This is a genomic window from Microbulbifer flavimaris, assembly GCF_001641755.2.
GTDB lineage: Bacteria > Pseudomonadota > Gammaproteobacteria > Pseudomonadales > Cellvibrionaceae > Microbulbifer > Microbulbifer flavimaris.
Genome location: NZ_LRFG02000004.1, coordinates 137,048 through 162,759, shown reverse-complemented (window position 1 = coordinate 162,759; position 25,712 = coordinate 137,048). Strand labels below are relative to the sequence as shown.

General features: G+C 58.6%; 10 protein-coding genes. All 10 read left to right on the top strand.

Annotated elements, in window-relative coordinates; translation table 11 throughout:
• Window positions 1-2 precede the first annotated feature (2 nt).
• The 10 genes from AWR36_RS12070 (at window position 3) to AWR36_RS12025 (ending at window position 25,685) form a co-directional block, all read left to right on the top strand.
• Window positions 3-2,117 carry a tetratricopeptide repeat protein gene (locus AWR36_RS12070; RefSeq protein WP_231745318.1) on the top strand — a complete coding sequence of 705 codons (2,115 nt, stop codon included), beginning with the start codon at window positions 3-5 and terminating at the stop codon, window positions 2,115-2,117.
• Entirely contained in the window at window positions 2,114-5,290 is a 3,177-nt protein-coding gene (locus AWR36_RS12065; RefSeq protein ID WP_082679578.1) for a tetratricopeptide repeat protein, read from the top strand. Before AWR36_RS12070 ends, AWR36_RS12065 begins: the two co-directional genes overlap by 4 nt.
• A 62-nt stretch (window positions 5,291-5,352) precedes the next feature.
• Complete coding sequence (locus AWR36_RS12060; RefSeq protein WP_231745317.1) at window positions 5,353-5,949, top strand: tetratricopeptide repeat protein; 597 nt, start codon at window positions 5,353-5,355, stop codon at window positions 5,947-5,949.
• Window positions 5,946-6,284 carry a hypothetical protein gene (locus AWR36_RS12055; protein WP_231745316.1) on the top strand — a complete coding sequence of 113 codons (339 nt, stop codon included), beginning with the start codon at window positions 5,946-5,948 and terminating at the stop codon, window positions 6,282-6,284. The genes AWR36_RS12060 and AWR36_RS12055 overlap by 4 nt, the downstream gene beginning before the upstream one ends.
• Before the next feature lie 91 nt (window positions 6,285-6,375).
• Window positions 6,376-7,164, top strand: coding sequence for a MotA/TolQ/ExbB proton channel family protein (locus tag AWR36_RS12050; RefSeq protein ID WP_082679577.1), 789 nt, complete (start codon window positions 6,376-6,378; stop codon window positions 7,162-7,164).
• Window positions 7,164-7,757 (top strand): ExbD/TolR family protein, encoded by a 594-nt coding sequence (locus tag AWR36_RS12045; RefSeq protein WP_067085270.1) that lies wholly within the window; start codon window positions 7,164-7,166, stop codon window positions 7,755-7,757. Before AWR36_RS12050 ends, AWR36_RS12045 begins: the two co-directional genes overlap by 1 nt.
• Window positions 7,754-8,338 carry an ExbD/TolR family protein gene (locus AWR36_RS12040; RefSeq protein ID WP_231745315.1) on the top strand — a complete coding sequence of 195 codons (585 nt, stop codon included), beginning with the start codon at window positions 7,754-7,756 and terminating at the stop codon, window positions 8,336-8,338. The genes AWR36_RS12045 and AWR36_RS12040 overlap by 4 nt, the downstream gene beginning before the upstream one ends.
• Before the next feature lie 9 nt (window positions 8,339-8,347).
• The gene (locus AWR36_RS12035; RefSeq protein WP_067085266.1) at window positions 8,348-9,721 is read left to right on the top strand and encodes an AgmX/PglI C-terminal domain-containing protein; all 1,374 of its coding nucleotides are present in this window, start codon (window positions 8,348-8,350) and stop codon (window positions 9,719-9,721) included.
• 518 nt (window positions 9,722-10,239) lie between these two features.
• Entirely contained in the window at window positions 10,240-20,514 is a 10,275-nt protein-coding gene (locus tag AWR36_RS12030; protein ID WP_176491139.1) for an isopeptide-forming domain-containing fimbrial protein, read from the top strand.
• A complete protein-coding gene (locus AWR36_RS12025; RefSeq protein ID WP_231745330.1) occupies window positions 20,514-25,685 on the top strand; it encodes an OmpA family protein in 5,172 nt (1,723 codons plus the stop codon). The genes AWR36_RS12030 and AWR36_RS12025 overlap by 1 nt, the downstream gene beginning before the upstream one ends.
• Window positions 25,686-25,712: the final 27 nt, after the last annotated feature.

Below are 25,712 nucleotides of genomic sequence, written 5' to 3'. Positions count from 1 at the left end.
TCATGGTTGATAGGCAGGTCTCCGCTACCGCGGTAAAGAAAAGAGCCGCCGGCGTCCTCTTGCGGCCGCTGGTTGGCCTGGTCATGCCCGCGTTGTTGGTTGCTCCCTGGGGGGTGGCCAAAGATCGCAATGAAGAAGCGCTGAAGGACCTCTTTTTTGGTGCCTCCATGTTTGAGGCCCATCAGGAGCGCTACTTTGATGCCATCGTCGGTCTGGATACGGAATTGGATCAGTATCGCCGACTCGACGAGCCCGAGCTGGATCCATTCAGTGCGCATTTCGGCCAGGCGCAGTTCTCAGTGGGAGACCTGGAGCTGTCCTACCGCATGCATCACGAGGCCGGGCGTGCCATCGAAGCGGTGCTCAAGGGCAACGTTCCCCAGCCGGTAAAAAACGAGGCGGCGTACCGCCTGGCCAAAATTCACTATCACAAGCAGCAGCCGCGTAACGCCCTGCACGCCCTCGAAATGATCGAGGGCCGGGTGCCGGAGCGGGTGCGTCCAGAAGAACAGTTCCTGCGCGCGCGGGTGTTTATGGAGCTTGGCCGCTTCGAAGAGGCGGTGTCATTACTGCGTGACCTCAAAGGTGAGTCTCGCCTTGAGGGCTTCATCGAGTACAACCTGGGTATTGCCTTGCTCAAAGCTGGCGATGCTGAGCGTGGCGTGGCGGAGCTGACTGCGCTCGGCAAGCGGAGGAGTGGAGACCCGGCACAGCAGGCGCTGTCCGATAAGACCAACCTCCTGCTGGGTTCCTACCTGATGGAGGCTGGCGAACTTGAGCGCGCTCGTCCCTACTTCGATCGTGTACAGCTGGAAGGTCCGTTCTCCAATCGCGCACTGCTCGGTGCCGGTTGGGTCGAGGCGCGCGCTGGTCGATATGACCGGGCGCTGGTGCCCTGGAAGCTGTTGCAGGCTCGCCAGGCTACCAATGAGGCCGTGCAGGAGTCGATGCTGGCGGTGCCCTTTGCGTACGGAAAACTGGATGTGCACAGCACCGCTGCCGTCAATTATGGATTTGCGCTGGACAAGTTCGGGCGGGAAATTGACACCCTCACTGCCTCGATCATCAGTATCCGTGAAGGCAAGTTTCTGGAGGCCCTGCGCCGAAAAGAGGCCGACCAGGTCAAAAACTGGGTTGTCACGCTACGGGATATTCCCGGTGCGCCGGAGACGCATTACCTGCTGGACTTGATGGCCTCCAACGACTATCAGGAGTTCCTGCGCAACTACCGCGACCTCAACGATCTGTTTGAGCGCAACGAGAGCTGGCTCGAGAGCTTGACCGCGTATGAGGACCTGATCTCCCTGCGCCGGAATTACTACGAGCCGCTTCTCCCCGGGCTGGACCAGAAGTTTCGCCAGCTGGATGCGCGAATTCGCATGCGCATGGAAGAGCGCGATAAGTTCGCGGCCCGGATCGAGCAGATGCTGGTAACCCGCCGGCCCGAATACCTGGGGCGTTCCGAGGAACTTGAGTCGCTCGAAGAGCTGCGCCAATTACGGGCACGGACCCGCAATCAGGTGGTAGGCGAAGACTCTCTACGCCGCCTCGAGCGCCTTGAAGGTGTATTGCAATTCCGTCTGGCGACCGAATACGACGCGCGGCTGACAGAGGCCTACAAGCGCCTGCAACAGCTCAATGTAGAAATTGAGAAACTGCAGACGGTCTACCAGTCCTATGTCCGTAGCCGCCAGGCCGCTACTCACAGTTACACCGGCTATGACGACACGATTCGCAATGTCCGCGCCCGGCTGCAGCAGAGCCAGGACCGCCTGGATATGCTGATGGCGCGTCAGGGAAAAATGCTCGAGACACTGGCAATCGACGAGCTGGAGCGTCGTCGCGCGCAGCTGGAAAACTACCAGATCAAGGCCAGGTTCGCGCTGGCGGACAGTTACGACCGCGCCAACGAGCTGCAGGAGCAGCGTGAAGATCAGCGCAAGGTCGAAGCCCTGCAAAAGGCAGCTGAAATCGTGATCGAAGACGGCGGCGCGGAGGTCGCACCCGAGCCCGAGTCCAGCACGGCACCGGCAGACGGTGATCCCCTGCCACAGCAGAATCCGCCGGAACTGGGTGTGCCCGCTGAAGGTGCGTCGGCACAGGAGGTTGAACAGTGAAGCCGGCCAAGACAACCCCGTTAACGGAGGCTATTCGTGCCCATAGCCGCAGTGCCAATCGTATCCTGGCGGCGGCCGCACTGGGCCTGCTGGTGCAGGGCTGTGCAGTCAATGATCGCAATACCATTGGCAGTCTCCAGCGGGTCGATATTGCGATCGAAGAGGAATACATCGACGGCAGTCTGGAAAAAGCGCTGGCCAGTTATCAGCAGTATCTACAGGAGACGCCCGAGAGTTCGCTGACCCCAGAGGCTATGCGGCGCATCGCCGACCTCAAGATCAAGCAGGCTCACCGTGCCGAGGCAGGGTTGGTGGATGGTGGTGCTGCGGCCCAGCGTCAGGCCAGTTCGGGCGCTGAAACGCCGGCAAATAATGCCGACACAGTGGCCATTTCCCGCAATGCGCGTTCAGGTGGCGGTCAGTTGACGGCTCCGGTGGCATCCCCTGCGCCGATTGTGGCGGGCGAGGCTGCAAGAGCATCGGTTGCGGGCGCCGGATCTACCGAATCCGATCGCGACTTTGAGCGGCGTGCCAGCGGTGCGGTAGAGATCGAAGGTGACTCTGCCCCGGTTCAGGCGCCCGGCGATGCCGAGGCCATCCTCGCGGCCAATGCCCGGGAAGCCATCCAGCTTTATGAGGAGCTACTGGCCAAGTACCCGCATTACGATCGCAACGACCAGGTCATGTACCAGCTGTCAAGAGCCTATGAGGAGACGGGTCAAGTCGACAAAGCAGTAGATGTACTGCGCCAGATGGCAGCCAAGTATCCCGGCTCCCGCCATCTGGATGAGGCTTTCTTTCGTCTCGGCGAATATTACTTTACCCGCAAGAAATATTTGGATGCCGAAGAGGCCTACGGCAAGGTCATCGATATCGGCCCCGCTTCCAGCTTTCACGAGTTGGCGCTGTACAAACGAGGCTGGGCTCTGTTCAAGCAGGATATGTACGAGCTGGCGCTGGACGACTATATCGCCATGCTCGACTACAAGCTGTCCGAAGGGTATGACCTGAATCAGCAAACCAACAAGGTCGAGAAAAAGCACGTGGAGGATACTTTCCGCGTGATCAGCCTCAGTTTCTCGTACCTCGGTGGGGCTGAATCCATTGTGGACTACTTCAACCGCAAGGGTGCCCGGAGTTACGAGTCCCATGTCTACAGCCACCTCGGCGAGTATTACCTGGTAAAACGCCGCTACCAGGATGCGGCCGAGGCCTACAATACGTTCGTGGAGCGTAACCCACTGCATCGGGAATCTGCGGATTTCTCCATTCGTGTCATCGAGATCTACCAGAAGGGCGGCTTCCCCCGTCTTGTACTTGACTCGAAGAAGACCTTTGCCACCACCTATGCGCTGGACGCCGAGTACTGGAACGTATTCGATATCAACGAATACGGTGAGGTCGTGGAGTTCCTGCAGGCGAACCTGATTGACCTGGCGGGCCACTATCACGCCGCTTACCAGAACAAGCGCCTCAAGGACAAGAAAACCGAAAATTACCAGGAAGCGATCCATTGGTACCGCGCCTATCTGGTCTCTTTCTCCGACCAGCCCCGCGCACCAGAAATCAATTACCAGTTCGCAGGCCTGATGCTTGAAAACCGGGACTTCCTCGGTGCCGGTAAGCAGTACGAGCGCACGGCTTACGATTACCCGCAGCACAAGAATTCGAGCGAGGCCGGCTACGCTGCGGTCTACGCCTATCGTGAGCATCTGGGCACCGCCCTGAAAGGCGCATCTGCAGCCAAGCGTGCTCCCATGCAGCGGGAGATCATCCGCTCATCGTTACAGTTTGCTGAAACCTTTCAGCAGCATGAGAAGGCGCCGCAAGTCATGGTGGGTGCTGTTGAGGATCTCTATTCACTGCGGGACTACCAGCAGACCATCGCCAATGGCCGGCTGCTGCTCGAGCGTTTCCCGCAGGCGGAGCAGGAGATTCGCCGCTCAGCGTGGGTTCTGGTTGCACACGGTTCTTTCGATACCGAGGCGTACCCCGAGGCAGAGCAGGCCTATGGCAAGGCACTCGCCCTGACCGCAGCGGATGCCAAAGATCGGGCAGACTTGTTCGACAACCTGGCGGCATCCATCTATCAGCAGGGGGACCTGGCGAGAAAAGAAGAGAATTACCAGCTTGCGGCTGAACACTTCCTGCGTATTCGTAAAGTTGCTCCGGGCGCTAAATTGCTGGCTACGGCCGAATACGATGCTGCCGCGGTGCTCATCACCCTGCAGGACTGGACCCAGGCAGCGGTTGTCCTGAATGGCTTCCGCCAGAACTTCCCCAAACATGAGCTGATCAAGGAAGTCACCAAAAAGCTCGCTGTGGTCTACCAGGAAAGCGGTGAGCTATTGCTGGCCGCAGGGGAGTTTGAGCGGATCGAGCGGGAGTCTGACGATGACGACGTTCGCCGTGAGGCGCTGACCCAGGCGGCAGACCTGTATAAAGCGGCAGATCGCAGCGACAAGGCACTGGTAGTCCTGCAGCGCTATGTGAAGTTGTTCCCCTCCCCTCTGGAGCCAGCGCTGGAGACGCACCAGCGCATCGCGGACCTGCACAAGGATGCAGGTGCGCAGTCGCAGTATTTGGCCCAGCTTGAGCGGATGGTCCGTATCGAGCGGGAAGGTGGCGCGGGCAGAACAGATCGCACCCGTTATCTGGCCGGCAACGCAGCCCTGGTGCTGGCCGAGCCCAAATTCGAGTCGTTTACTGCCGTGGCGCTGGTGGTGCCCATCGAGCAAAACTTGAACGTCAAGCGTACACGGATGAAGGCGGCGATCGATGCCTACACGAACCTGATCGACTATCAGGTGGCCGATGTTACTGCGGCGGCAACCTTCCACCTGGCCGAGATCTATCTGCACTTCAGCCATGCGCTACGGGATTCCGAGCGGCCCACCAATCTTTCACCGGTGGAGCTCGAGGAGTACGAGCTGGCGCTGGAAGAGCAGATCTATCCCTTCGAGGAGCGGGCAATCTCGGTTCATGAGAAAAATATCGAGCTGCTCGGTATGGGTATCTATAACCGCTGGATCCAGGACAGTATCGGCAAGCTTGCCGGGCTTGTACCTGCCCAATATGCGCGGGCCGAGGATGTCGGCGAGTACATGCCTTCCATCGTGCCGCGGCCAGAAGTGGATCCGGAAGAAGGCGCGGTGCAGGCCGAGGAAGGCTGAATCCGCGTAACGCTGCCTCAGCGAATGTGTCGGGAAAATAGTTCTAACAACGAAGGTTTTTCATGGAGTCAGTTTCCAGATTGCTGTTGCGGATGGTGTCGGTCACCCTGGTCGCCACCCTGCTAGCCGCCTGCTCCGGCACGCCAAAGCGTGCCGGTGGGCAGTTTGTGGATCCTTCAAGCGTGCGGGTTTCCGGTTCCGTCGAGCGTGACTTCGATCAGGCCCTGGAGTTGCTGCGTGGCGAACGCTATCCGGAGGCAATTGAACTGTTACAGGATGTCGTACAGCGTGAGCAGCGCCTTCCGGCACCCTATATCAACCTGGGTATCGCCTATTACCAGTCTGGTGATGAAAAGAATGCGGAGGAAAACCTGCTGAAGGCTCTGGAGGTTTTCCCGAACCACCCTGTTGGGGCCAATGAGCTGGCGGTGCTTTACCGGAAGCAGGGGCGTTTTGAGGAGGCGCGTGAACTGTTCACCAGTGCGCAGAACCAGAATCCGGGCTACGCACCGCTGATTAAAAACTTTGGCATATTGTGTGATCTCTATCTGCAAGATCCGCAGTGCGCTCTGGCACAATTCGAGCGTTACCTGCAGTTGGAGCCAGACGATAAAGATGTGCCGCTCTGGGTGGCTGGATTGAAGCGGAGAATACAATGAACAGTTCAATGGAGAATCCAATCATGGGTTTGGCAAGGAATGCGGTCCCGTTTCTGCTCAGCCTGGCATTTCTGGTATCCCCGGCTGCGCAAGCGCAGGATTCCAGCGCTGGCTCAAAGAAAGTCGATGATGAAGTGAAGTCCCTTTCCGGTATTTCGATTATCGGTAACAAAGAGGCGCCGAAATCACTGTACATTGTCCCCTGGAAGAGTTCCGAGGTTGGGGTGGAGAGTGAGCTGGTCTCCAGCCTGATGGATGACAAACTGCAGCCACTGGATAAAGAGGTGTTTTCCCGTGAGCTGGAGTTTTACCGACTAAGCCTTTCCGAGGACTGACGAACCGCCTCAATCAGGCAGTCGGTTTGGACTCAGGCACAAGAATTTTAATCTACGCGCAGCTACTGCAGTTTTTCTAAGAGGGTTTGTAATGGATTTCTTCAACAGCGTAATCGCTTTCTTCCAGACTGGTGGTGCATTCATGTACCCCATTCTTGTTGTGTTCGCCCTGGGGGCGGCGGTCGCTATCGAGCGCTATCTGCGCCTCGTTTATGAGCGCCACACCAACCGATCCATGTGGGACAAGCTGCAGCCAATCCTGAATTCCGGTGACTTTGATCGCGCGCGTAATCTGGTCAGCAAGGATAACTCCGGTGTCAGCAAGCTGCTGGCCATGGGTCTCGCCCGCCAGGGTGCCGTGCGTCGCCGGGAAGATATCGAAATTGCGATGGAAGAGAGCATGATGGAGATCATCCCTCAGCTCGAGAAGCGCACGCCGTACGTCGCACTTTTCTCCAATATCGCCACGCTGTTGGGCCTGCTGGGTACCATTATGGGTCTGATCGAGGCCTTTACTGCCGTGGCCAATGCCAACCCGGCCGAGAAGGCTGACCTGCTGTCAGCCAGTATTTCCGTGGCCATGAACACCACCGCGTTTGGCCTGATGGTCGGTATTACCCTGCTGATCGTACACGCACTGCTGAACTCCCTGACTGGTGAGATCGTGGATAGCCTGGAAATGGTTTCCGTGAAAGCCCTCAACATCATTTCCATCTCCAGCCGTCGTCGCCGTGACGTAGAGGCTGAAGAGAAAGCGGAGAAGGCTGCAGATTCGATCAAGGCTGATGGTGCTGACGCTGGTTCAGAGGGGGCGAGAGCGGACGCTGAGAATCCGTCCGCCGAGGCGAAGAAGGACGAGCAAGCACTGGAAAATGCGTGATGAGAAGGCGTCGCCACGGAAGAAATAAAGAGGCTCCGGAGCTCGACATTACCGCCTTCCTCAACCTGATGGTGGTGTTGGTGCCGTTCCTGCTGGTCTCTGCAGTGTTCTCGCGGGTCACCATCCTTGAGCTGGATATGCCATCCGGAGCCGGAGGTGGTGCGCCGGATGACCCCACGGTGACTGTAGAGGTTGTGGTTCGCATGGACGCCCTGGAAATCAGCGACGGGGAAAAAGTCATAGCGCGCTTCCCTAATCTGGAGCAGGCCGAATCAGAGCTGGTTAGCGGGGAAACAGACGCGGCAGCTGTGTCTGAAGGCGAGCAGTCCATGGAGATGGAGCTTCGCTCCACCGAGCAAGTCTACGATCTCAAGAAGCTGAGAGAGTTTCTCCTGGAAATTAAAGCCAGTTACCCGGAAAAGACCGATTCCATCATTTTGATGGAGCCCGATGTGGCCTACGAGCACCTGGTGGGCGTTATGGATGCGGTTCGGGGAGCCGAAGTGCGCCCTGAGGACGCCGATCCGGAAGATCCCGATGCTGTGGAAAGGGTTGAACTCTTTCCGGACGTTTCCCTAGGAGATGCGCCGTGAGACATGAAAGCCGACGCATGAAGCGCATGGCCCGGAGCCGTCGTCGCAAGACACCGGGCATGAACCTGACATCACTGATGGACGTGTTCACCATTCTGGTGTTCTTCCTGCTGACCAATACTTCCAGCAATGAAGCGCTGGAGCCGCCGAAAGTCATCACGCTCCCGGATTCAGTGGTGGAATCCAGGCCCCGTGAAACGATTACGCTGATGGTGACCGACGAAGAAGTGCTTATCGAAGCCAAGCCGGTGATTGCCACAAGTGAAGTGGCGGGCAGCGAAGAGACGGTAATCGAGGCCATCAAAGAGGCCATGCTGGCCGAAATGGATAAGGCGATCTCCCTCGCGCAAGTCAACAGCCAAGCTCAGGTCGCCAGCGAAGCTGTTGAGTCTGAGGTAGAGCCAGAGACTGCAGCGGAAGCGGGTAGTGAGGAAGAAACTCCGGTTCTGCCGCCTGAAGTCAATATTCTCGCCGACCGCACCATTCCCTTCAGCTTGCTGAAGAAGGTGATGTCGAGCTGTACCGATGCCGGTTATACCAAGGTCTCGCTGGCGGTCATTCAGAAAGCATCCCAGGGTTAGTAGAAGTCTGTGACTAATTTTCAGCAACAACAGCGCGCCGTAAAGGATGAGCTGGAGATCGTTCGCCGCCGCATCGCAGTGCTCGAGGAAGAGCAGGCACAGATCGATGCGAAACTGGCGGCCCTGAGCGAGGAGCAGGTCAAGTATGACCTGCTCAGCGAGATCTCCGAGCGCCTGGGCAAGCTGGAAGATATGAATGCCGGCGAGCTGTTTTGGGCCGATGGATACCGTGAGGATGCGTCCGAGCACGCCATCGAGCGCATTCACCGCACCGTCAGTGTTCACAACGCCAGCCTTGAGCTGCTGCAGGAACAGCGCCGCCGGGTGCACGAGCAGATCGAGGATTGTGAAGAGGAGGTTTTCGACCTCGACGAGCGCGCCGATATTTTGCGCCGCGAGGCGGAGGAGTCCCAGTTCGAATTCGAGGTCACTCGCGACCTGGAATTGAGCGACGGCCGTACCGCGGTTATGCCCTGGCACAAGAATGGTGAGGACGAGCGTCGTTTCCGCCTATGCCTTCTGGCATCCCTGCTGCTGGCATTGATGCTCGGCTACCTGGTGCCCATGTGGCAGGTGCCGGAGCCTGAAGATGAGGTGGTGGAGATTCCCGAGCGCCTGGCAAAGCTGGTAATTGAGAAGAAAACCAAGCCCAAGCCGCCGCCGGAGCCGAAACAGGCCCAGCAGAAACCGGAAGAGAAGAAGCCCGAGCCCAAGAAGCAGGTCGCCCAGAAAGAGCCTCCGCCCACCAAGGCAGAGAAGCAGGAGGCCCGTCGCAAGGCCGAGCGCACTGGTGTCCTGGCCTTCAAGGACAACTTCCAGGACCTGATCGAGGATGATCTGGATAATCGTCTCGGCCAGAGAACGCAGCTGAGCACAGCCGGCAAGAAGGAGAACCGCAGTCAGCGCTCGCTGATTACCGCAGCGGCCAAAGCTGGTAGCGGTGGTATCAATACGGCGAACCTGAGTCGCAACGTGGGTGGTACCGGCACTGCGCTGTCCGGGGTGGCCTTCTCCAGGGTCGAGAGCTCTATCGGCAGCGAAGGGGATTTCGCCGGCGAGGACCGTCCGCTCAGCGATGGGGCAGGGCCGTCACGTACGGACGAAGAGATCCAGATCGTCTTCGACCGCTACAAGGCCGCGCTGTACAGGATCTACAACCGCGAACTGCGTAACAACCCGGCACTGCAGGGGCGCATGGTGCTTAAGATCACCATCGAACCCGATGGTGCGGTCTCCCTGGCCCGGGTGGAGTCCAGCGATATGGATTCGCCACCCCTCAACAGCAAGATCGTTGCCCGCGTGAAGCGATTCAACTTCGGGCCGAAGGCCGGGGTGCCGACCATCACGATCCTGTACCCGATCGACTTCCTGCCGGCCGGCTAACCACCCGGGCGGCAACGCCCGGGGCACGTCCCGGGCTGGTTGATCCGGTTGTTTTTTGCACGATGCGGCCGGTTTCAAGCTCCGGCCATCCTTTCTTAAGAAGTTGCCTCAAGTTTTCCTGAGAACTGATTGGCAGCCCTCAAAAAAAAGGGTTGTGGGCAAAGTATTTATGACCTGCTTCACGGCCTATTTTTCCTCATCTCGCTAAAGTGCCGCCAGCGGGCAGTGTCTGCCCGAGCGCAGTATCCGCGCCCCTTGCGGCGCGAATCCCAAACCAGAATGGCGGCTGATAAGTGACGATGATGTCGGAAGTAACGGGACTGAAATCTCTACAGAAAGGGCTTGCTGGGCTTGCAGGAAGCGGCAGCCGTTTCCTGGCTAAATTTTGCTCGCCGCTGCTCGTTGGTTTGTTGTTGACCCTGCCCTTGGCCCAGGAAGCGCTGGCGGCCAACTTTGCTACGTCTGACTTCGAGACTGTGCCTGCTCCTCCCGGTAGTCCAGGTACGCCGGATGGCTGCTTGATCGATGGGCCTGGCTACCCTAGCAATGACGGGCGAACTTTCTCGGGATCAGAGCAGCTCTCCATTGATCGCTCCTGTACCGTCAAGAACTTCAGTTGTGACAATCCTCTGAACTCAACACTCAACTTTGCAAGTGTTGAAACTGGAACATTAATTGTCTTCGACAATGTGTGTTTTGGAGGTAATTTCGCCTGTGCCAATGTGGAGGGCAAAGCCTCCGTCTGGGCGGTTAACGGTTCTGATTTCAGCACTGTGCGCGAGGGCTGTCAGGACTTGATTATCCCGGTGGAGAAAATTGAGAAGCAGGCCGAGGACCTCAGTGGAACCCCGATTTCCTCGGTGACCGTTGGCGTTCCGTTTGTGTACACCCTGGATGTGCCGGTTCTTTACGATCCTGTCAGTGGTACGGTACTGCAGTCTGCGGGTTCTCTGAATGATATCGATTCCATCGTAATCAAGGATGATCTGTCAGTTGCGACGCTGGGTGTTGATCTGGAGCTACTGGCAATCAGGGCCTTTTACGAGGACGAGAACGGGGTTACAACCCCGATGTCCCGTGGCTCAGATTATTTTCTTAGTAATAGTGGCAATGACAAAGACCCCGGAGTCCTGACATTTGAGATTCGCGATCCGGCGACCTTGCCCGCGGGCGCTCAGGTACACTTCGAATTGGAGGTCGTACTCGAGGATTCGCCGGTAAACATTATCGGTAAGTCTTTTACCAATATCGCCACGTGGGAATTCGCGCGAATCATTGACGGCACCCGATACGATCCGCTGCCAGGTGAAAACGGTGTTGCCCAGCTATTAAGTATTTCCAGCCCGGACCTGGTGCTGAATAAGAGCACTGCGGCAACTGCGGTCAATGCCACCGATAGCCCCCAATTTACCCTCAGTATTCAGAATGTGGGCGGTTCCCCGGCCTGGAATATCGCTATTGAGGACCAGTTGCCGCCGGAAATGCAGGACTTCGATCCGACTGGAGCGGTTACCGTAACGATGGCTGGTGTCACTCTGGACGAGGGCACTGACTACACATTGTCGTATAACCCCGGCCCCAACGGTCAGGATGCCGGCCGGCTGTTTATCGAGCTTGAGGACGAAGCGGGTGGGCTAGCGCCAGATGATGTCTTGGTAATTACATATGAAAGCCGACTCAACACAGTAGGCTCGGACAATGAGCCAGCCAATGGGCAGCTGTTAATAAATGTCGCCGCAGCTACATTCTGGGCGAACGACGCTGAGACCAATAGCACTCGTGGCGAGTACACACGTCAATTGACTGATGGCACCGTCGGTACCGACGACCATGAAGATGCCGCCTCAGTCGAGGTAGCGCTGTCTGGTTATTATTTTGAGAAGACAGTCGCTAATAATGTCACCGGTGCTTACCCCGCGATTACTGCCGCACCCGGCGATGACCTGACTTACACTATCCGTCTGTTCAACGTCGACCAGAATATCGCCGATATTCGCATCACAGACACCATACCGACCGAGATAGTCGGAACTTCAAACCTCACCTGTCAGATTATTGGTACACAACCCACTGTTGAACCTGATTGCAGTATCAGTGGGGGCCAGTTGGTAGTGGATGGTATAAACGGCGACTCCTTGGCTCTCGCTCAGGGAAATAGTCTGATCATTGAATTTCAGGCGACCCTGGATAGTGCGCTGCCTACGGGAAGTGTTGTGCAGAACCAGGCTTCCCTTGAGGCCAGTGGCATTAACTCCGTGGATCCGGCACCTGCAAGTTATCCCAGTGATGATCCATTTGTTGGCGGAGTTTCCGATCCGGAGGTTCTTGGTGATGAGGATCCCACTGAAGTCCTGATCACTGCTCCCGGCGCCCTGGACAAGCAGAGTACGGACACAGAGCTCGCTATCGGCGCATTGACTAGTTACCAGATCACGGTTCCGGAAACCTCGGTGGAGGCGCCTCTATACGACGTACGAATACTCGATTCGTTGCCCCCGAATCTGGAATTCGTCAGTGCTACAGCCACCACCAGTACTACCACCTATACGCTGAGCAACTCGGGTACTGCCACCGAACTTGTGTTGGAAAATACGGTTACAGGCCTCGATATTCCCGCGAGCGAGCAGGCAGTGGTGACGCTGCAAGTCCGTCTCACTAATAAGCTCGCAAATCAGGACACTTCAGCGCCCTTTACTAATACCGCCCGTTACACCTATAGCCGCACTCAGGGTGGTGCTCAGACGGATGGGATCGGTACAGCGGACACGGCTTCAGCAATCAGCATTGTTGAGCCGGTCCTGTCTGCCCAGAAGTTGGTGACCAATATTAGCCAGGGTGGCCAATCAGCGGCGCGAGGTGGTGACACCCTCGAATACACGATCGAGTTGACGAATAACGGCACTTCGACCGCTTACGACGTAGCCATCATTGATACTCTCCCCGCCGGCCTGGAGCTGGAGCCGGGCTCTGCCCAGCTCACTCTCGGCGGCAATACGAATGATCTTGATCCGGATGTCAGCGGCAGTGTCCTTAGCTGGGGGCGAGTCAATGGCGATGAGGCACTGGATATTCCGGTAGGTGAAACACTGACGCTGGTTTACCGAACCAGTGTCAATGGTGTGGACGGTGGTGATCTCGTCAATACGGTCCAGGCTGATTGGACCTCTCTCGACGGTGCTGATATTGAAGAGCGTACCGGCAGCGGTGCCCCTGACCAGGCGGCGCTAAACGACTATTTCGTTACCGCGACCAGCACCTTGGCCAGCATCGATACGTCAGGCTTTGCGAAGTCGGTAATCGGAGACAGTTGGAATAGCGGTATCTCCACCAGCGCTGATACGACCGCTCGCGCCGGTGACACCATCACTTACCAGTTGACGCTCACACTGCCTGAGGGTTTGACGCGGGATGTGGTTATCACCGATGTGCTGGATCCGGGCCTTGCTTTTGCTGACGTGGTCAGCATCAACGGGGGCACTAGTGCTCCGTATGCCAGTAACGGCGTATTTACCCATGCAGACATCCCTGCCAGTAGCTTGCCGTCAGCGGACCAGACCGGAACTCTGACCTGGACTCTCGGGGATATCGACAATGCGGCCGACGCTGATCCAACCAACAATGAGTTTGTGATCGTCTACCGCGCGCGCGTGCAACATGGCCCCACCGAAGCGCCTGCCCCGACGCCAACCAGCACCATTCTTAACAACCAGGCCACAATGGGCTACACGTTTGCGGATGGCACACCCGCTACTGCCACGGCTGAGATTGCCAGCGTCGAAGTGCTGCAGCCGCAGATTAGTGAACTGACGAAGACTGGTGTAGTGGTCCCGGATGATGGTTCCACTATTGGCGACGGACTGTCATCGGCCACCGCCTACGTGGTGGATATTGCCACCGACACCATGGATTTCACGCTGCAGGCCTGTAATGTCGGGGATGCGCCGGCCTACGGTGTGCAGCTGGTCGATGACCTGCCAGCGGAGCTGGATGAAACGTCCATTGCTGCCGTGCAAGTGGCGATTGATGGTGCTGCTCTCGATACTACTGACTTCTCCTATGCGCCACCGGGTGGTCGTGACGGCAATATGGTTGTCGTGCTCGGTGTCCCGCTTGAGCCGTCAAGCTGTGTGTCGGTGGATTACAACATCGCTTTTTATACCGATATCCCGCCCAACCAGATCTGGTCCAATTTCGCGAATTTGGATGCCTACTGGTCACGTGAGACCCTGGATAGCACGAATGCTCGCGAATATATCTCTATAAATCCTGTTGCTTCTTCCAGCGTCTGGATGACCAATACGTTCGAGGTGGCGGTGCCCACCAAAGTAGCCTCGGTCTCCGAGGCGACCATCGGTGAAGAGGTGATTTACACCATTACGGTCCCCGGTACGCCAGTCAATGCCGAACTGAACGGTGTCACCGTCACCGATATACTCGATCCCGCCCTGCAGTATGTGGATGCCTCGGTGGAGGTAAACGGCTCACCTCTTGGTGCTGCTACCAACGAAAATGGCCAGGAACTCAGCTGGGATATCGGCACCATCCCCGCAGGCCAGCAGGCAGTCATCACTCTGACCACCTGGGTGGCAAATACCCAGAACGTCAACGCCAGTGCCACACCGGTCAGCAATACGGCTTCCTACACCTATCTGGAAGGCGGTGCTGATGTTGATGGCGGAACCAGCAGCCCGGCGGATATCACCATCGTGGAGCCGGATCTGGCGATGGTTAAGGATGTTGCCAACATTACTGACCCCGGTCAGCCCGCGGCGAGTGGTGATGAGCTCGAGTACACCCTGACCATTACCAACAACGGTACCTCTACCGCCTTTGATACCAACGTCGCCGATACACTGCCGGATGAGTTGAGCTATATCGGTGGATCCACTACCGCCGAAATCGATGGTTCACCTGTAGCGGGCTTCAACAGTACCCCCCTGGTGAGCGGCAATATGCTGACTTGGGGGCGGGACAATGGCGACGCTTCGCTGACGATTCCCACCGGCAGCGTGTTGGTGATCACTTACCGGGTCAACGTCGATATCGTTACCTCGGAGGATATCGTCAACAGTGCCCTGGCCGACTGGACGTCGCTCGATGGTGATTTCACAATCGGAAATCGTGAGCGCACCGGTGCGGGCTGCCCGAATACGACAGCGCCAAACACATACTGTAGCGGTGATACCAGCGGCTTGGGGGTCGATTACAATATCGACCTGACCAAGGCAGCCGTGGGCGATAGCTGGAATGGCAACGGTAGCCTCCGGGTGGGCGATACTGTCGACTATCAAGTGCAGCTGGCCCTGGTAGAGGGTGCCCACAATAATCTGGTGCTCACCGACACCCTGCCCGAGGGATTGGCCTTCGTGGAAATGGTAAGCGCGGATTACTTTGGAACTCCGCCGGCAACCTTGCCTGCTCCGGATGTCAGTGCCGACCTGCGCACGGTCACCTGGACCATCGACGCCGTAACCAATCCGATCGATGGTGACGCGACCAATGATTTCCTGACCATCGTCTACCGGGCGCGGGTACAGAATGGCGACATCCTGAGCCAGCAGCCCACGTCTCAATCCCTGACCAATACCGTGAGCCTGAACTATCAGGTTGGTGGGGTTGCCCCAGCGCCATTATTCGCAGGAGCGACAGTCAATGCACTGCAGCCATTGCTCTCGTTGACCAAATCCGGTGTGACCTCTGCTGGCGGCGATACTGAAATCAGGGGCGGTGAGACGGCCACTTATACAGTGGATGTCACCAATAACGGCGATGCACCCGCGTACGATATCGTTCTGGTGGACACCCTGCCGGTAGGATTGCGTCAGGGGGGTGTCACGACCGTCAGTGCGACGCTGGTGAATTCTGGCACCACTGTGGCTGTGACCCCGACTTATGACACGGCTACAGGCACGATTACCTGGGATTTCGACTCAGCCGCCAACGCTGCAATCGATCCGGGCGAAACTCTTCGCATTGTGTATGAAGTGACGGGTGATAGTGACCTGGCTGCCGGTGTCACGCTGACCAACACCGCGCAGGTTTCGCGCTACTACTCGTTCGATAACGACCAGCCGCCGATCAATAGCGTTGCCGACTGGCGTGAAGAGTATGGCCCGTCAGAGCCAGCCACTTTCGACCTCACAGCCATCATGCCGGGTGTGTTGAGCAAGGTAGCAGGGCAGAGCACTGTGGCCATCGGTGAGGAACTGACCTACACCATCACCGTGCCCGAGCAGCCGGTGGATGTGGCGCTTCAGGATGTACGCATCACCGACAACCTGGCGGCTACCGGTGTCGACCTGGGTTTTGTTTCTGCCAGTGTCGGTGGCAGTGCACTGACGAATACAGGCACAGCCGATAATCTGGTGCTGGTGGATAGCACTAATGGCATCGACATTCCGGCCGGTGGCCAGCTAGATGTACTGGTCACGGTCGAGGTGCTGAACACGGCAACCAACCAGGCGCGTACCGAAGCGTTCGTTAACCGCGCCTGGTATGACTATGACAATGGCGTGTCTCGTCTCGGTGATGACGCTACGACGGGCGCGGACTCCGATCCCGTTACTATCGTGCACCCGGAACTGGTGGTGGAGAAGACCGGGCCCGCATCCCTGAAAGTTGGCACGCCGGACAACTTCGTGCTGAACGTTGCCAACACCGGTGGAGCCAGTGCCTGGAACGTGACACTGACCGACTGGCTGCCCAACCCAGCGCCGGGCGGCATGTGCGATGCCCAGCCGGTGATTCAGTCGGCAGTGATCCAGAAAGCAGACAGTTCGACGGTCACGCTAAATGCTGCGGATTTTGCGGTCAGTTTTGTGGATGGTGATCCTACCTGTCAGTTCACAATGACACTGCAAACGGATGATGCGCTGGCGCCGGGCGACAGCCTGAGCGTTACCTATCAGGTCGAGTTGGATGATGACAATATCCACGGCAGCACCCTGATTAACATTGCCGGTGCAACCGAGTGGTTCAGTGCCGATGCAGCCTCATCTGAGCGCTTCGCATACCAGCGTCAGCTGACCGATGGCACCCCCGGAGTGGTCGACCACGAGGATAACCACGAGTTTATCGTCGAGGCGGCGACCCTTGAGATGCGCAAGACCGTGGTCAATGTGACCACGGGTGAGTCGGGCGCGACGGCCAGCCCCGGGGATCGCCTGCGCTATACCATCGAGATTGAGAACACCAGCGATGTGCCGCTGAATGGCTTTAGCCTGATCGATGAGCTCGATCGACTGAATACCACAGCAATGTTTGAGGCGGATTCGTTGGCAGTCGTAACCTTGCCAAGTGGTGCCTCCGAAAGCATCACTGGTAACGGCGGCAGCCAGGGCAGTGGTCTGCTCGAGGTCAATGACCTGGCCATTGCTCCGGCGGGAGACGCCGGTGACATGCTCACCGTTGAATTCGAGGCGACCCTCGCACCGGTGATCACCAGCGGCACAGTGGTGCTCAATCAGGCGCAGCTCGGCGTCAGCGGTGTGATTTTTGAGTCAAGTGACGATCCCGCGCTCGGAGGAGCTGAAGATCCCACCGAGACGCTGATCGATTCAGAACCGCTTTTCCAGATCGAAAAGACTTCCGAGGATCTGACCGGTGACACCGCCATGCTGTTGGCTGGTGAGACCCTGCGCTACACCCTCACTGTGCAGAATATCGGTGGCGAAAATGCCATCGGTGCAGTACTGCGTGACCAGGTGCCGGCAAACACGACGTATGTGGCAAATTCAACCACCCTCAACGGCGTGGCAGTTGCCGATGTCAACGGCGGCAGTCCACTGGCGGCCGGCCTGACGATCAATTCGCCTGGAGCTCAAGAGGGTGAACTGTTGGCGGATCCGGCAGCCTCGGGAGATGCGCGGGCGGTAGTCACCTTCGAAGTGACGGTGAATGACGTCAACGAGGGCACACTGATCTCCAACCAGGGCTTCCTCAACGGTGACGGCGCCGGTAGTGGAGCCTTTGAGGAAGCGCCTTCTGACGACCCGGCAACCGAAGCTGAAAATGACCCGACTATTGATATCGTCGGCGAATCGTCATTGCTGCTAGCGCGTAAAGCCGTGGCCCTTCAGGTGGACAACCTGAGTGCCGGCATCGTCGACCCGGGTGATACCCTGCGCTACACCATCGTGGTGGAAAACCGTGGCGGTGTGGATGCTACCGAGGCAGAGCTGACGGACCTGATTCCGGCCAATACCACCTACGTGCCCGGTTCCACGACACTGAACGGTATTGCAGTCAGCGATAATGGTGGCGGCGAGGCCCGTATTGCCACCGGCCTGCCGATCTCTTCCGAAGACCTGACCCCACCGCTGCCGGGCGCACTCGAAGGTGTTATCAGTTCCGCCCGTACCGCGACGATCGTGTTTGATGTCACGGTGGATGCCGGCACACCAACAGGTACGGTCATCAGTAACCAGGGCAGTGTGGACAGCGCAGAGCTCCCGCTGGTTCTGACCGATGCCGACGGCAACCCGGCGAACGGTGCCCAGCCGACTGACGTCGTCGTGGGCGATGCCCAGCAGCTCGCCATCATTAAAGAAGTGGCCGTGGTGAACGGCGCAGCCGAGGCGGGCGCCACGCTGGAGTACCTGGTTACCGTGACCAATATCAGCGCGGTACCGGCCAGCAATGTGGTGATCACCGATGATCTGCTGGTTGCCGGCGATGGTGCACTCACTTATGTCGCCGATTCGGCCAGGCTCAATGGCCAGGCTGATGGCATCACGGTGAACGGCTCCGTCATTACCGCCGACTACTCCGCTGTCTTCGGCGAGTTGCAACCGGAAGACTCGGCCACACTGCGCTTCCAGGCCAAGCTGGGGGCTGATCTCGCGATCGGCACGACTGTGCTGAATACCGCCGTGGTGGAGTGGAATGATCCACCTTCCAGCGAGCAGGCCAGTGTCTCCATCGACGTGGGGGGTACACCGGGTATCGCCAATCTTGCCGGTTACCTCTGGCAGGATGTGAACTTCAACGCTCAGCCGGATACTGATGAGCAACTGCTGCAGAACTGGACCATTGAGCTCTACTTCAATGGCAACCTTGTCGAGACTGCGCAGAGCGACGAAAACGGCTACTTCCAGTTCGACGGCCTGCTCACCAATATGGCCGGTGGCGCAAGCTATGAGCTGAAATATGTCGCGCCGGGCGCGGGCGTTAACACTGCTTCTCTGGGTAATGGGGACTCAGACTTCACCAACGGCCCGCAGCAGATTACTGAAATCTATGTGGATTCCGGTGCGAACCTACAGGACCTGAATCTGCCGCTGACCCCCAACGGTGTGGTTTACGACTCCGTGGTCCGTGGGCCAGTGGGTGGAGCCACCCTGACCATGTTGCGCGCTTCCAGTGGTGTTGAGTTGCCGGACAGCTGTTTCGATGACCCGAACCAGCAGGGGCAGGTGACGCAGGCCGGCGGTTTCTACAAGTTCGACATCAACTTCTCCGGCGCTGGCTGTCCGGCGGGCAATGACTACCTGATTCAGGTGGAGTTGCCGGGAGATAACTACGTCGCCGGTGAATCCGCGATTATTCCGCCGCAAACCAATGCCGATACGGCTGGCTTCGATGTGGCAGCCTGCCTGGGCAGCGCTGGCGACGCGGTGCCGGTCACCACGGAGCACTGTGAGGCACAGGCATCGCCGACGGCACCATCGATCGATATCGACGCGCAGAGCTCCGGTACCAACTATTACCTGCGCCTGCGTTTGGATGACAACCGGGTGCCGGGTGAAAGCCAGCTGTTCAACAACCACATTGCCGTGGACCCGCAGCTGGACGGTGCACTGTCGATCACCAAGACTGCATCCATGCTGAATGTGACCCGCAGCCAGCTGGTGCCTTACACGATTACGTTCAGCAACGCGCTCGGTGTGCCGCTGACGGATCTGCAGCTCGTGGACTTCTTCCCGGCGGGCTTCAAGTACGTGGCCGGATCGGCCCGTGTCGATGGCATGGCAATTGAGCCCGAGGTGGAAGGCCTGCAGCTGCGTTGGTCCGGCCTGCGGATCGACCCGCAACAGACCCGAACTGCAAAACTCCTGCTGGTAGTCGGCTCCGGTGTGGGTGAAGGTGAGTATGTTAACCGGGCGCAGCTGTTCAATGGCTTGTCGGGGCAGGTGGTTTCCGGTGAAGCGTTCGCTACCGTTCGAGTCATTCCCGACCCGACCTTCGACTGTACCGATGTGATCGGCAAGGTCTACGACGACAAAAATATGAACGGTTATCAGGACGACGGTGAAGGCGGGGTGCCTGGTGCTCGTGTGGTTACGGCCACGGGCCTGAATGCCACCACCGATGCGCACGGGCGCTTCCATATCACCTGTGCTGTGGTGCCGAATCAGGATCGCGGTTCCAACTTTGTGCTGAAGCTGGATGATCGCAGCCTCCCCAGCGGTTATCGCCTTACCAGTGAAAACCCACGCGTGGTACGCGCCACACGAGGCAAGATGATCAAGGTGAACTTCGGCTCCAGCCTGCACCGCGTTGTGCGCCTGGATATGGCCGAGGGTGTGTTCGAACCGGAGAGCACCGAAATGCGCCCGCAGTGGAATTCCCGCACAGAGCTGTTGCTGGAAAAACTGCAGGAGGCACCTTCGGTGCTGCGCCTCTCCTATCTGGCGGAGACGGAAGATCCGGATCTGGTGGAGCGTCGCCTGCAGGTAATGAAAGCGCGGATTGCCGACGAATGGGTGCGCAATTACGGCGACTACGAACTGACGATTGAGACCGAGGTGTTCTGGCGGCGCGGGGCGCCGCCGAGCCGGGGGGGATGGAAGTGATGTTAATTCCTCAGAAAGCGCGGCTCACCGCCGACGCGAGACTATGTGCGCGGCCCAAAGCCCTCTGTGTTGCGATCAGCCTGTTGGCGCTTTCGGCAGCCTCTCCGGCTATTGCACAGAATGTCGATTTGCAGGCCGAAGATGCCAGCTGGTGGGAGGTCTGGAAAGAGATTCCGGGACTTACGCCGGCTGTTGAAGAGCCCCCAGTGGACTATGAAGAGCAACCGGTTGGAAGCAATACCGAAACCATGCTGCTGGGCCAGCCACGGAACCAGTGGGTGCAGGATGCGACCCTGTTCTCCGAGGCGATGGAACCGGTGGTGGAGGAAAACCTCATCGACCCGATGCTCTTCGAATCTGTTGATGATGAAGTCGATGAGACCCGGGTCGAAGCGCTAGAGGAAAAACTGGCCGAGCTGTCCGGCAAGCACAATCTGCGCCTGAAATTTATCGGCCATACCGACAGTGCGGCGATGACGGTGCAACAGCTGGCGGAATACCTGGATAAGGAAGAGTTCACCCGCGCCCGTGCCCAGTATGTGGCGGAGTTTTTCCAGCTGGCGCTGGATCTGCCGGAGGAGGCGGTTTCCTTCGAGGGCCGGGGCGATCAGGAGCCGCTGGTGGAAAATATCACCAGTCAGGGCCGGGCCATGAATCGCCGCGTCCAGGTGCAGGTCACCTACGACGAGCTGGATCAGGAAGCGCAGGCCGAGATGGCCCGCGCCCAGGCTTTACAGCTCAACCGGGTAAAAGTCTGCCGCCAGGAAACGGTCTGTCGCTTGACCTACACCGCCGGTTCCGAAGAGCGTGCGCGATTGAAAAACCTGGTGACGCCGCTGCGTTGGCAACCGGGCCAGGTGGATCTGCCGGGAGCCTTTATGCGGCGCATCCGCGAGGTCCGTGCACAGCTGGCGGACAAGAATAATCTGGTGGTGCACTTTGTCGGTCATACCGACAGCCTGCCATTGCCGGAAGGTCCGGCGGCGCTCTATAGCGACCATATGGCGCTGTCGAGGGCCGAAGCGCGGCGCGTGGCACTGGCGGTCCGCGACAGCCTCGGTCTGCCCGAGAGCATGGTGACCTACAGCGGCAAGGGCAGCACCATGCCCATGGTCGCCAATGACACCGCCAAGGGCCGCGCCCTGAACCGTCGTGTAGAAGTGGAGTTCTGGTACGACGACCCGCTGGAAACTGCACACGATGGCGTACAGGCCTGTCCGGAAGCGGCGGGTGCCGAAACCATTACCGTGGTCCATGAGTCGCCCACCGGGCCGCTGGCCCCGATCCGTTTTGAGAGCGGCGACCCGGTCATCCCTCAATCTCAGCTGGCGCGCATGCGCAGCATCATGAACGAAGTGGCGGACAGGGCCAACGTTAGGCTGAGTTTCGTTGGCTACAGTGAAAACGAGCGTATGGAGCGCCGTGAGGCCATGGTCTACGGCGATGATGTGGGCCTTTCGCGTGCCCGTGCCCGTCGCGCCATGCAGCAGGTGCAGCAGGCGCTGAACCTCACAGAGGAACAGGTTGAGTTCGAAGGCCGTGGTTTTGTGCAGTCCGACGATGTGGTTTCCACCGGTTTTGTCGAACTGGACGGTGCGCGGGTCGAAGTGCAGGTGGTCTACGACGAGCTGGCAGTGCTGTCGGAGCAGGACCGCCTGGCGATCGAACGCATCGATCGTGAAGCCGTGGCCAATAATCCCTATGCGCTCAACCTGATGCGCATCACTGTGGATGGCAGCCCGGAGTACGACCCGTACAAAAACTCTGCCGACCTGCAGCGTTGCACCGATGTGGCACTGGAGCAGGCCAATATCCAGTTCCGTTTCGATAACAAGACCATGACGCCGCGACTGAACGTCAGCGCCTGGCCGACTACGGTGCGCTACCAGGATGATCCGGGAACGGAAGTGGATGACAGCCGCGTGCAGTTCCGCAGCTACTCCAATTATCCAAATTTTATCGAGCGGGCCGAGGTGCGCCTGTTTGAAGAGGAGCAGTCACTGCGCGATACGCCGGTGGCAGTAGTGCCCCTGGACGAAAACGGCAACGGCAGCTGGAGCGCCGGGTTTGAGCAGTTCGAGGCCCCGCTGAAGAAATTGCAGTACTTGGTGCGTGTTTACGACGAGAAGGGGCGTTACGACGAGACCCGCCCACAGACCCTGTGGCTGGTGGACCGTCTCGATGGCCCGGTGGATGAAAGTATTGCCGAGCAGGAGCTGCTGGTGGGCTACGGTGAAAACCGTATCGCCAGCCAGAATATTCCTCTCGACGGCAACACCGTGCGCGTCAACGGTGCCCAGATTCCTGAGGATCACACTGTTTGGCTGGCTGGACAGTCCGTACCGGTCAGTGACAACGGCGAGTTTATTGCCGAGCAGATATTCACCCGCGGCCTGCACACAGTAGAAGTTGCGGTGCTCGACCCCGAGGGTAACGGTGAGTTATTCCTGCGTGACCTGCGCTTTGCCAACGACGAATGGTTTACCGTGGGCATCGCCGATTTCACCATCGGTGTGGACGATACCAACGGTCCCGCAGACCTGGTGACCGGTGACGAAACCCACTATGACAACTCCGTTAGCTACGATGGCCGCCTGGCGTTCTATACCAGTGGTGGTTTCGGTGAGGGCTGGCGCCTGGCCGCCAGTGCGGACACGGAAGAGGGGCCAGTGGACGAACTCTTTTCCAACTTCCTGGAGAAAACACCGGATGCCCTGTTCCGCCGCCTGGACAGCGACCTCTACTACCCCACCTTCGGTGATGACTCCACGGTAGTGGAAGATGCGCCGACCTCCGGCAAGTTCTACGTCAAGCTCTCCAAGTATGACGATTACGGCATGTGGGGTAACTTCAAGGCGAGTTACACCGACAACGAGTTGGCGCATATCGATCGCGCGCTCTACGGTGCCACCGGTCACTACGAAACCGATGATGTCACCAGTTTCGGTGAGAAGCGCTTTGCCATCGACGGCTTCAGTGCCGAGCCGGGCACCATTGCCGGCCGCGACGAATTCCGTGGTACTGGTGGCTCCCTGTACTTCATGCGCCATCAGGATATTCTCGCCGGTTCCGAGCGCGTGCGCGTCGAGGTGCGGGACAAGGACTCCGGTCTCGTACTGGGTGTAAAGAACCTGACCCCGGTCATCGACTACGACGTGGACTACATCCAGGGGCGGATCCTGCTGAACCGGCCGCTCTCCGCCATCGCCAATGACAACCTGCTGATTCAGGACGGCTCGTACAACGGTAACCCTCAATACCTGGTAGCGCGCTACGAGTACACGCCGGGCTTCGAGGAAATGGATACCCTCGCACTGGGTGGTCGTGCCCACTACTGGATTGGCGATCACGTTAAAGTGGGCGTGAGCGGTACCCAGCAGGATGAGGAAGATAATGAGAGTTCCCTGCAGGGCATCGACCTGACCTTCCGCAAGAGCGCGGGCAGCTGGCTGAAGCTGGAATCCGCCACCAGTGAGGGCAACAACCTCGACAGTTTGTCGTCCCTCGACGGCGGCTTTAGCTTTAATTCGGACAACCCGATTGACCCCCAGGCCAAGGCTGGCGCGTCAAAAGTGGAAGGTAGCCTGCAGCTGAACGACTTCTTCGAAGGCGCTCGCGGTTCCGGTACCTTCTACCATCAGGAGCGGGAAGCTGGTTTCTCCGCACCGGGTCAGCTGGTCAATGGGGATACCACCCAGACCGGTGTGAGTGTGAATGTGCCGATCGGTAGCCGCGCCGATATCAGTCTGAAGGCAGACAGCAAAGATCAGGACCTGGGCCTGCAGACCTCCGCCGTGGATCTGGCGGTGGGTTACCAGGTTAATGACCGCTGGCGCCTCACCACCGGTGCCCGCGCCGATACCCGCGAAGACCTGTCTCCGGTTGTACCTGCCACCCAGACTCAGGGCGACCGCACTGATATGGCGGTGGAAGCCGCGTACGATTCCGGCGCCGACTGGCGTGCATTCGGCTTCGTGCAGCGTACGCTCGAAGTGGAGGGTAACCGTGACGAGAACAACCGGGTCGGTCTCGGTGGAGCCTACCGCGTGAACGAGCGGTTGACCCTGGACAGCGAACTGTCCGGTGGTGATACCGGCACTGCGGCGCGAGTGGGCACTGACTACCTGATCAGTGACCGCACCAATATCTACCTGAACTACACCCTCGATAACGAGCGCACCGACACCGGCGTGCGCGCACGCAAGGGCAACATGGCCAGTGGTTTCCGCAGCCGTTACTCCGACAGCGTGAGCATCTATGGTGAGGAGCGTTACAGCCACGGCGATGTGTCCACAGGTCTCACCCACGCCCTGGGTATGGATCTGGCGCCGAGCGATCGCTGGAATTACGGCACCTCCGTCGAGGCCGGCACGCTGGAAGACCCGCGCACCGGCGCGCAGACGGATCGCCGTGCGATCGGCCTGAACATGGGCTTCAGCGACGGTGATATCCGTCTCGCCTCCGCCGTCGAGTACCGCACCGATACCATGGAAAACCCGGTGGAAGGGCAGGACACGGTGCTCGAGAACGAGCGCAAGACCTGGCTGCTGAAAAATACCGCCAGCTACCAGATCAGCCCTGACTGGCGTCTGGTGGGCAAGCTCAATTATTCCGATAGCCAGAGTTCCCAGGGCCAGTTCTACGATGGCAAGTTCACTGAGGCTGTTATGGGCTACGCCTATCGCCCGGTGAATAACGACCGCTGGAACACCTTGTTGAAGTACACCTACTTCTACAACGTGCCCACCCAGGGACAGGTGACAGTAGAGAACACGGCGGCGGAGTTCATCCAGAAGAGCCACATCTTCTCGGTGGACACCAGCTATGACATCAGTCGTCAATGGACCTTGGGTGCCAAGTACGCCTATCGCCTCGGCCAGCTGAGCCAGGACCGGCAGAACCCCGAGTTCTTTGATAGCCGCGCCAACCTGTACGTGTTGCGCGCCGACTGGCATTTCGTCAACAAGTGGGATCTTCTGATCGAGGGCCGTATGCTGGACCTGCCGGATGCTCAGGACCAGCGCAGCGGTGCTCTCTTGGGACTCTACCGTCAGGTAGGTCGGCACCTGAAGGTGGGTGTGGGCTACAACTTCACCGACTTCTCGGACGACCTGACCCAGCTGGATTACGACAGCCAGGGCGTGTTCCTCAATGTGATCGGCAAACTTTGAGTTGCGGCATGGCGACAGGGACGTCGC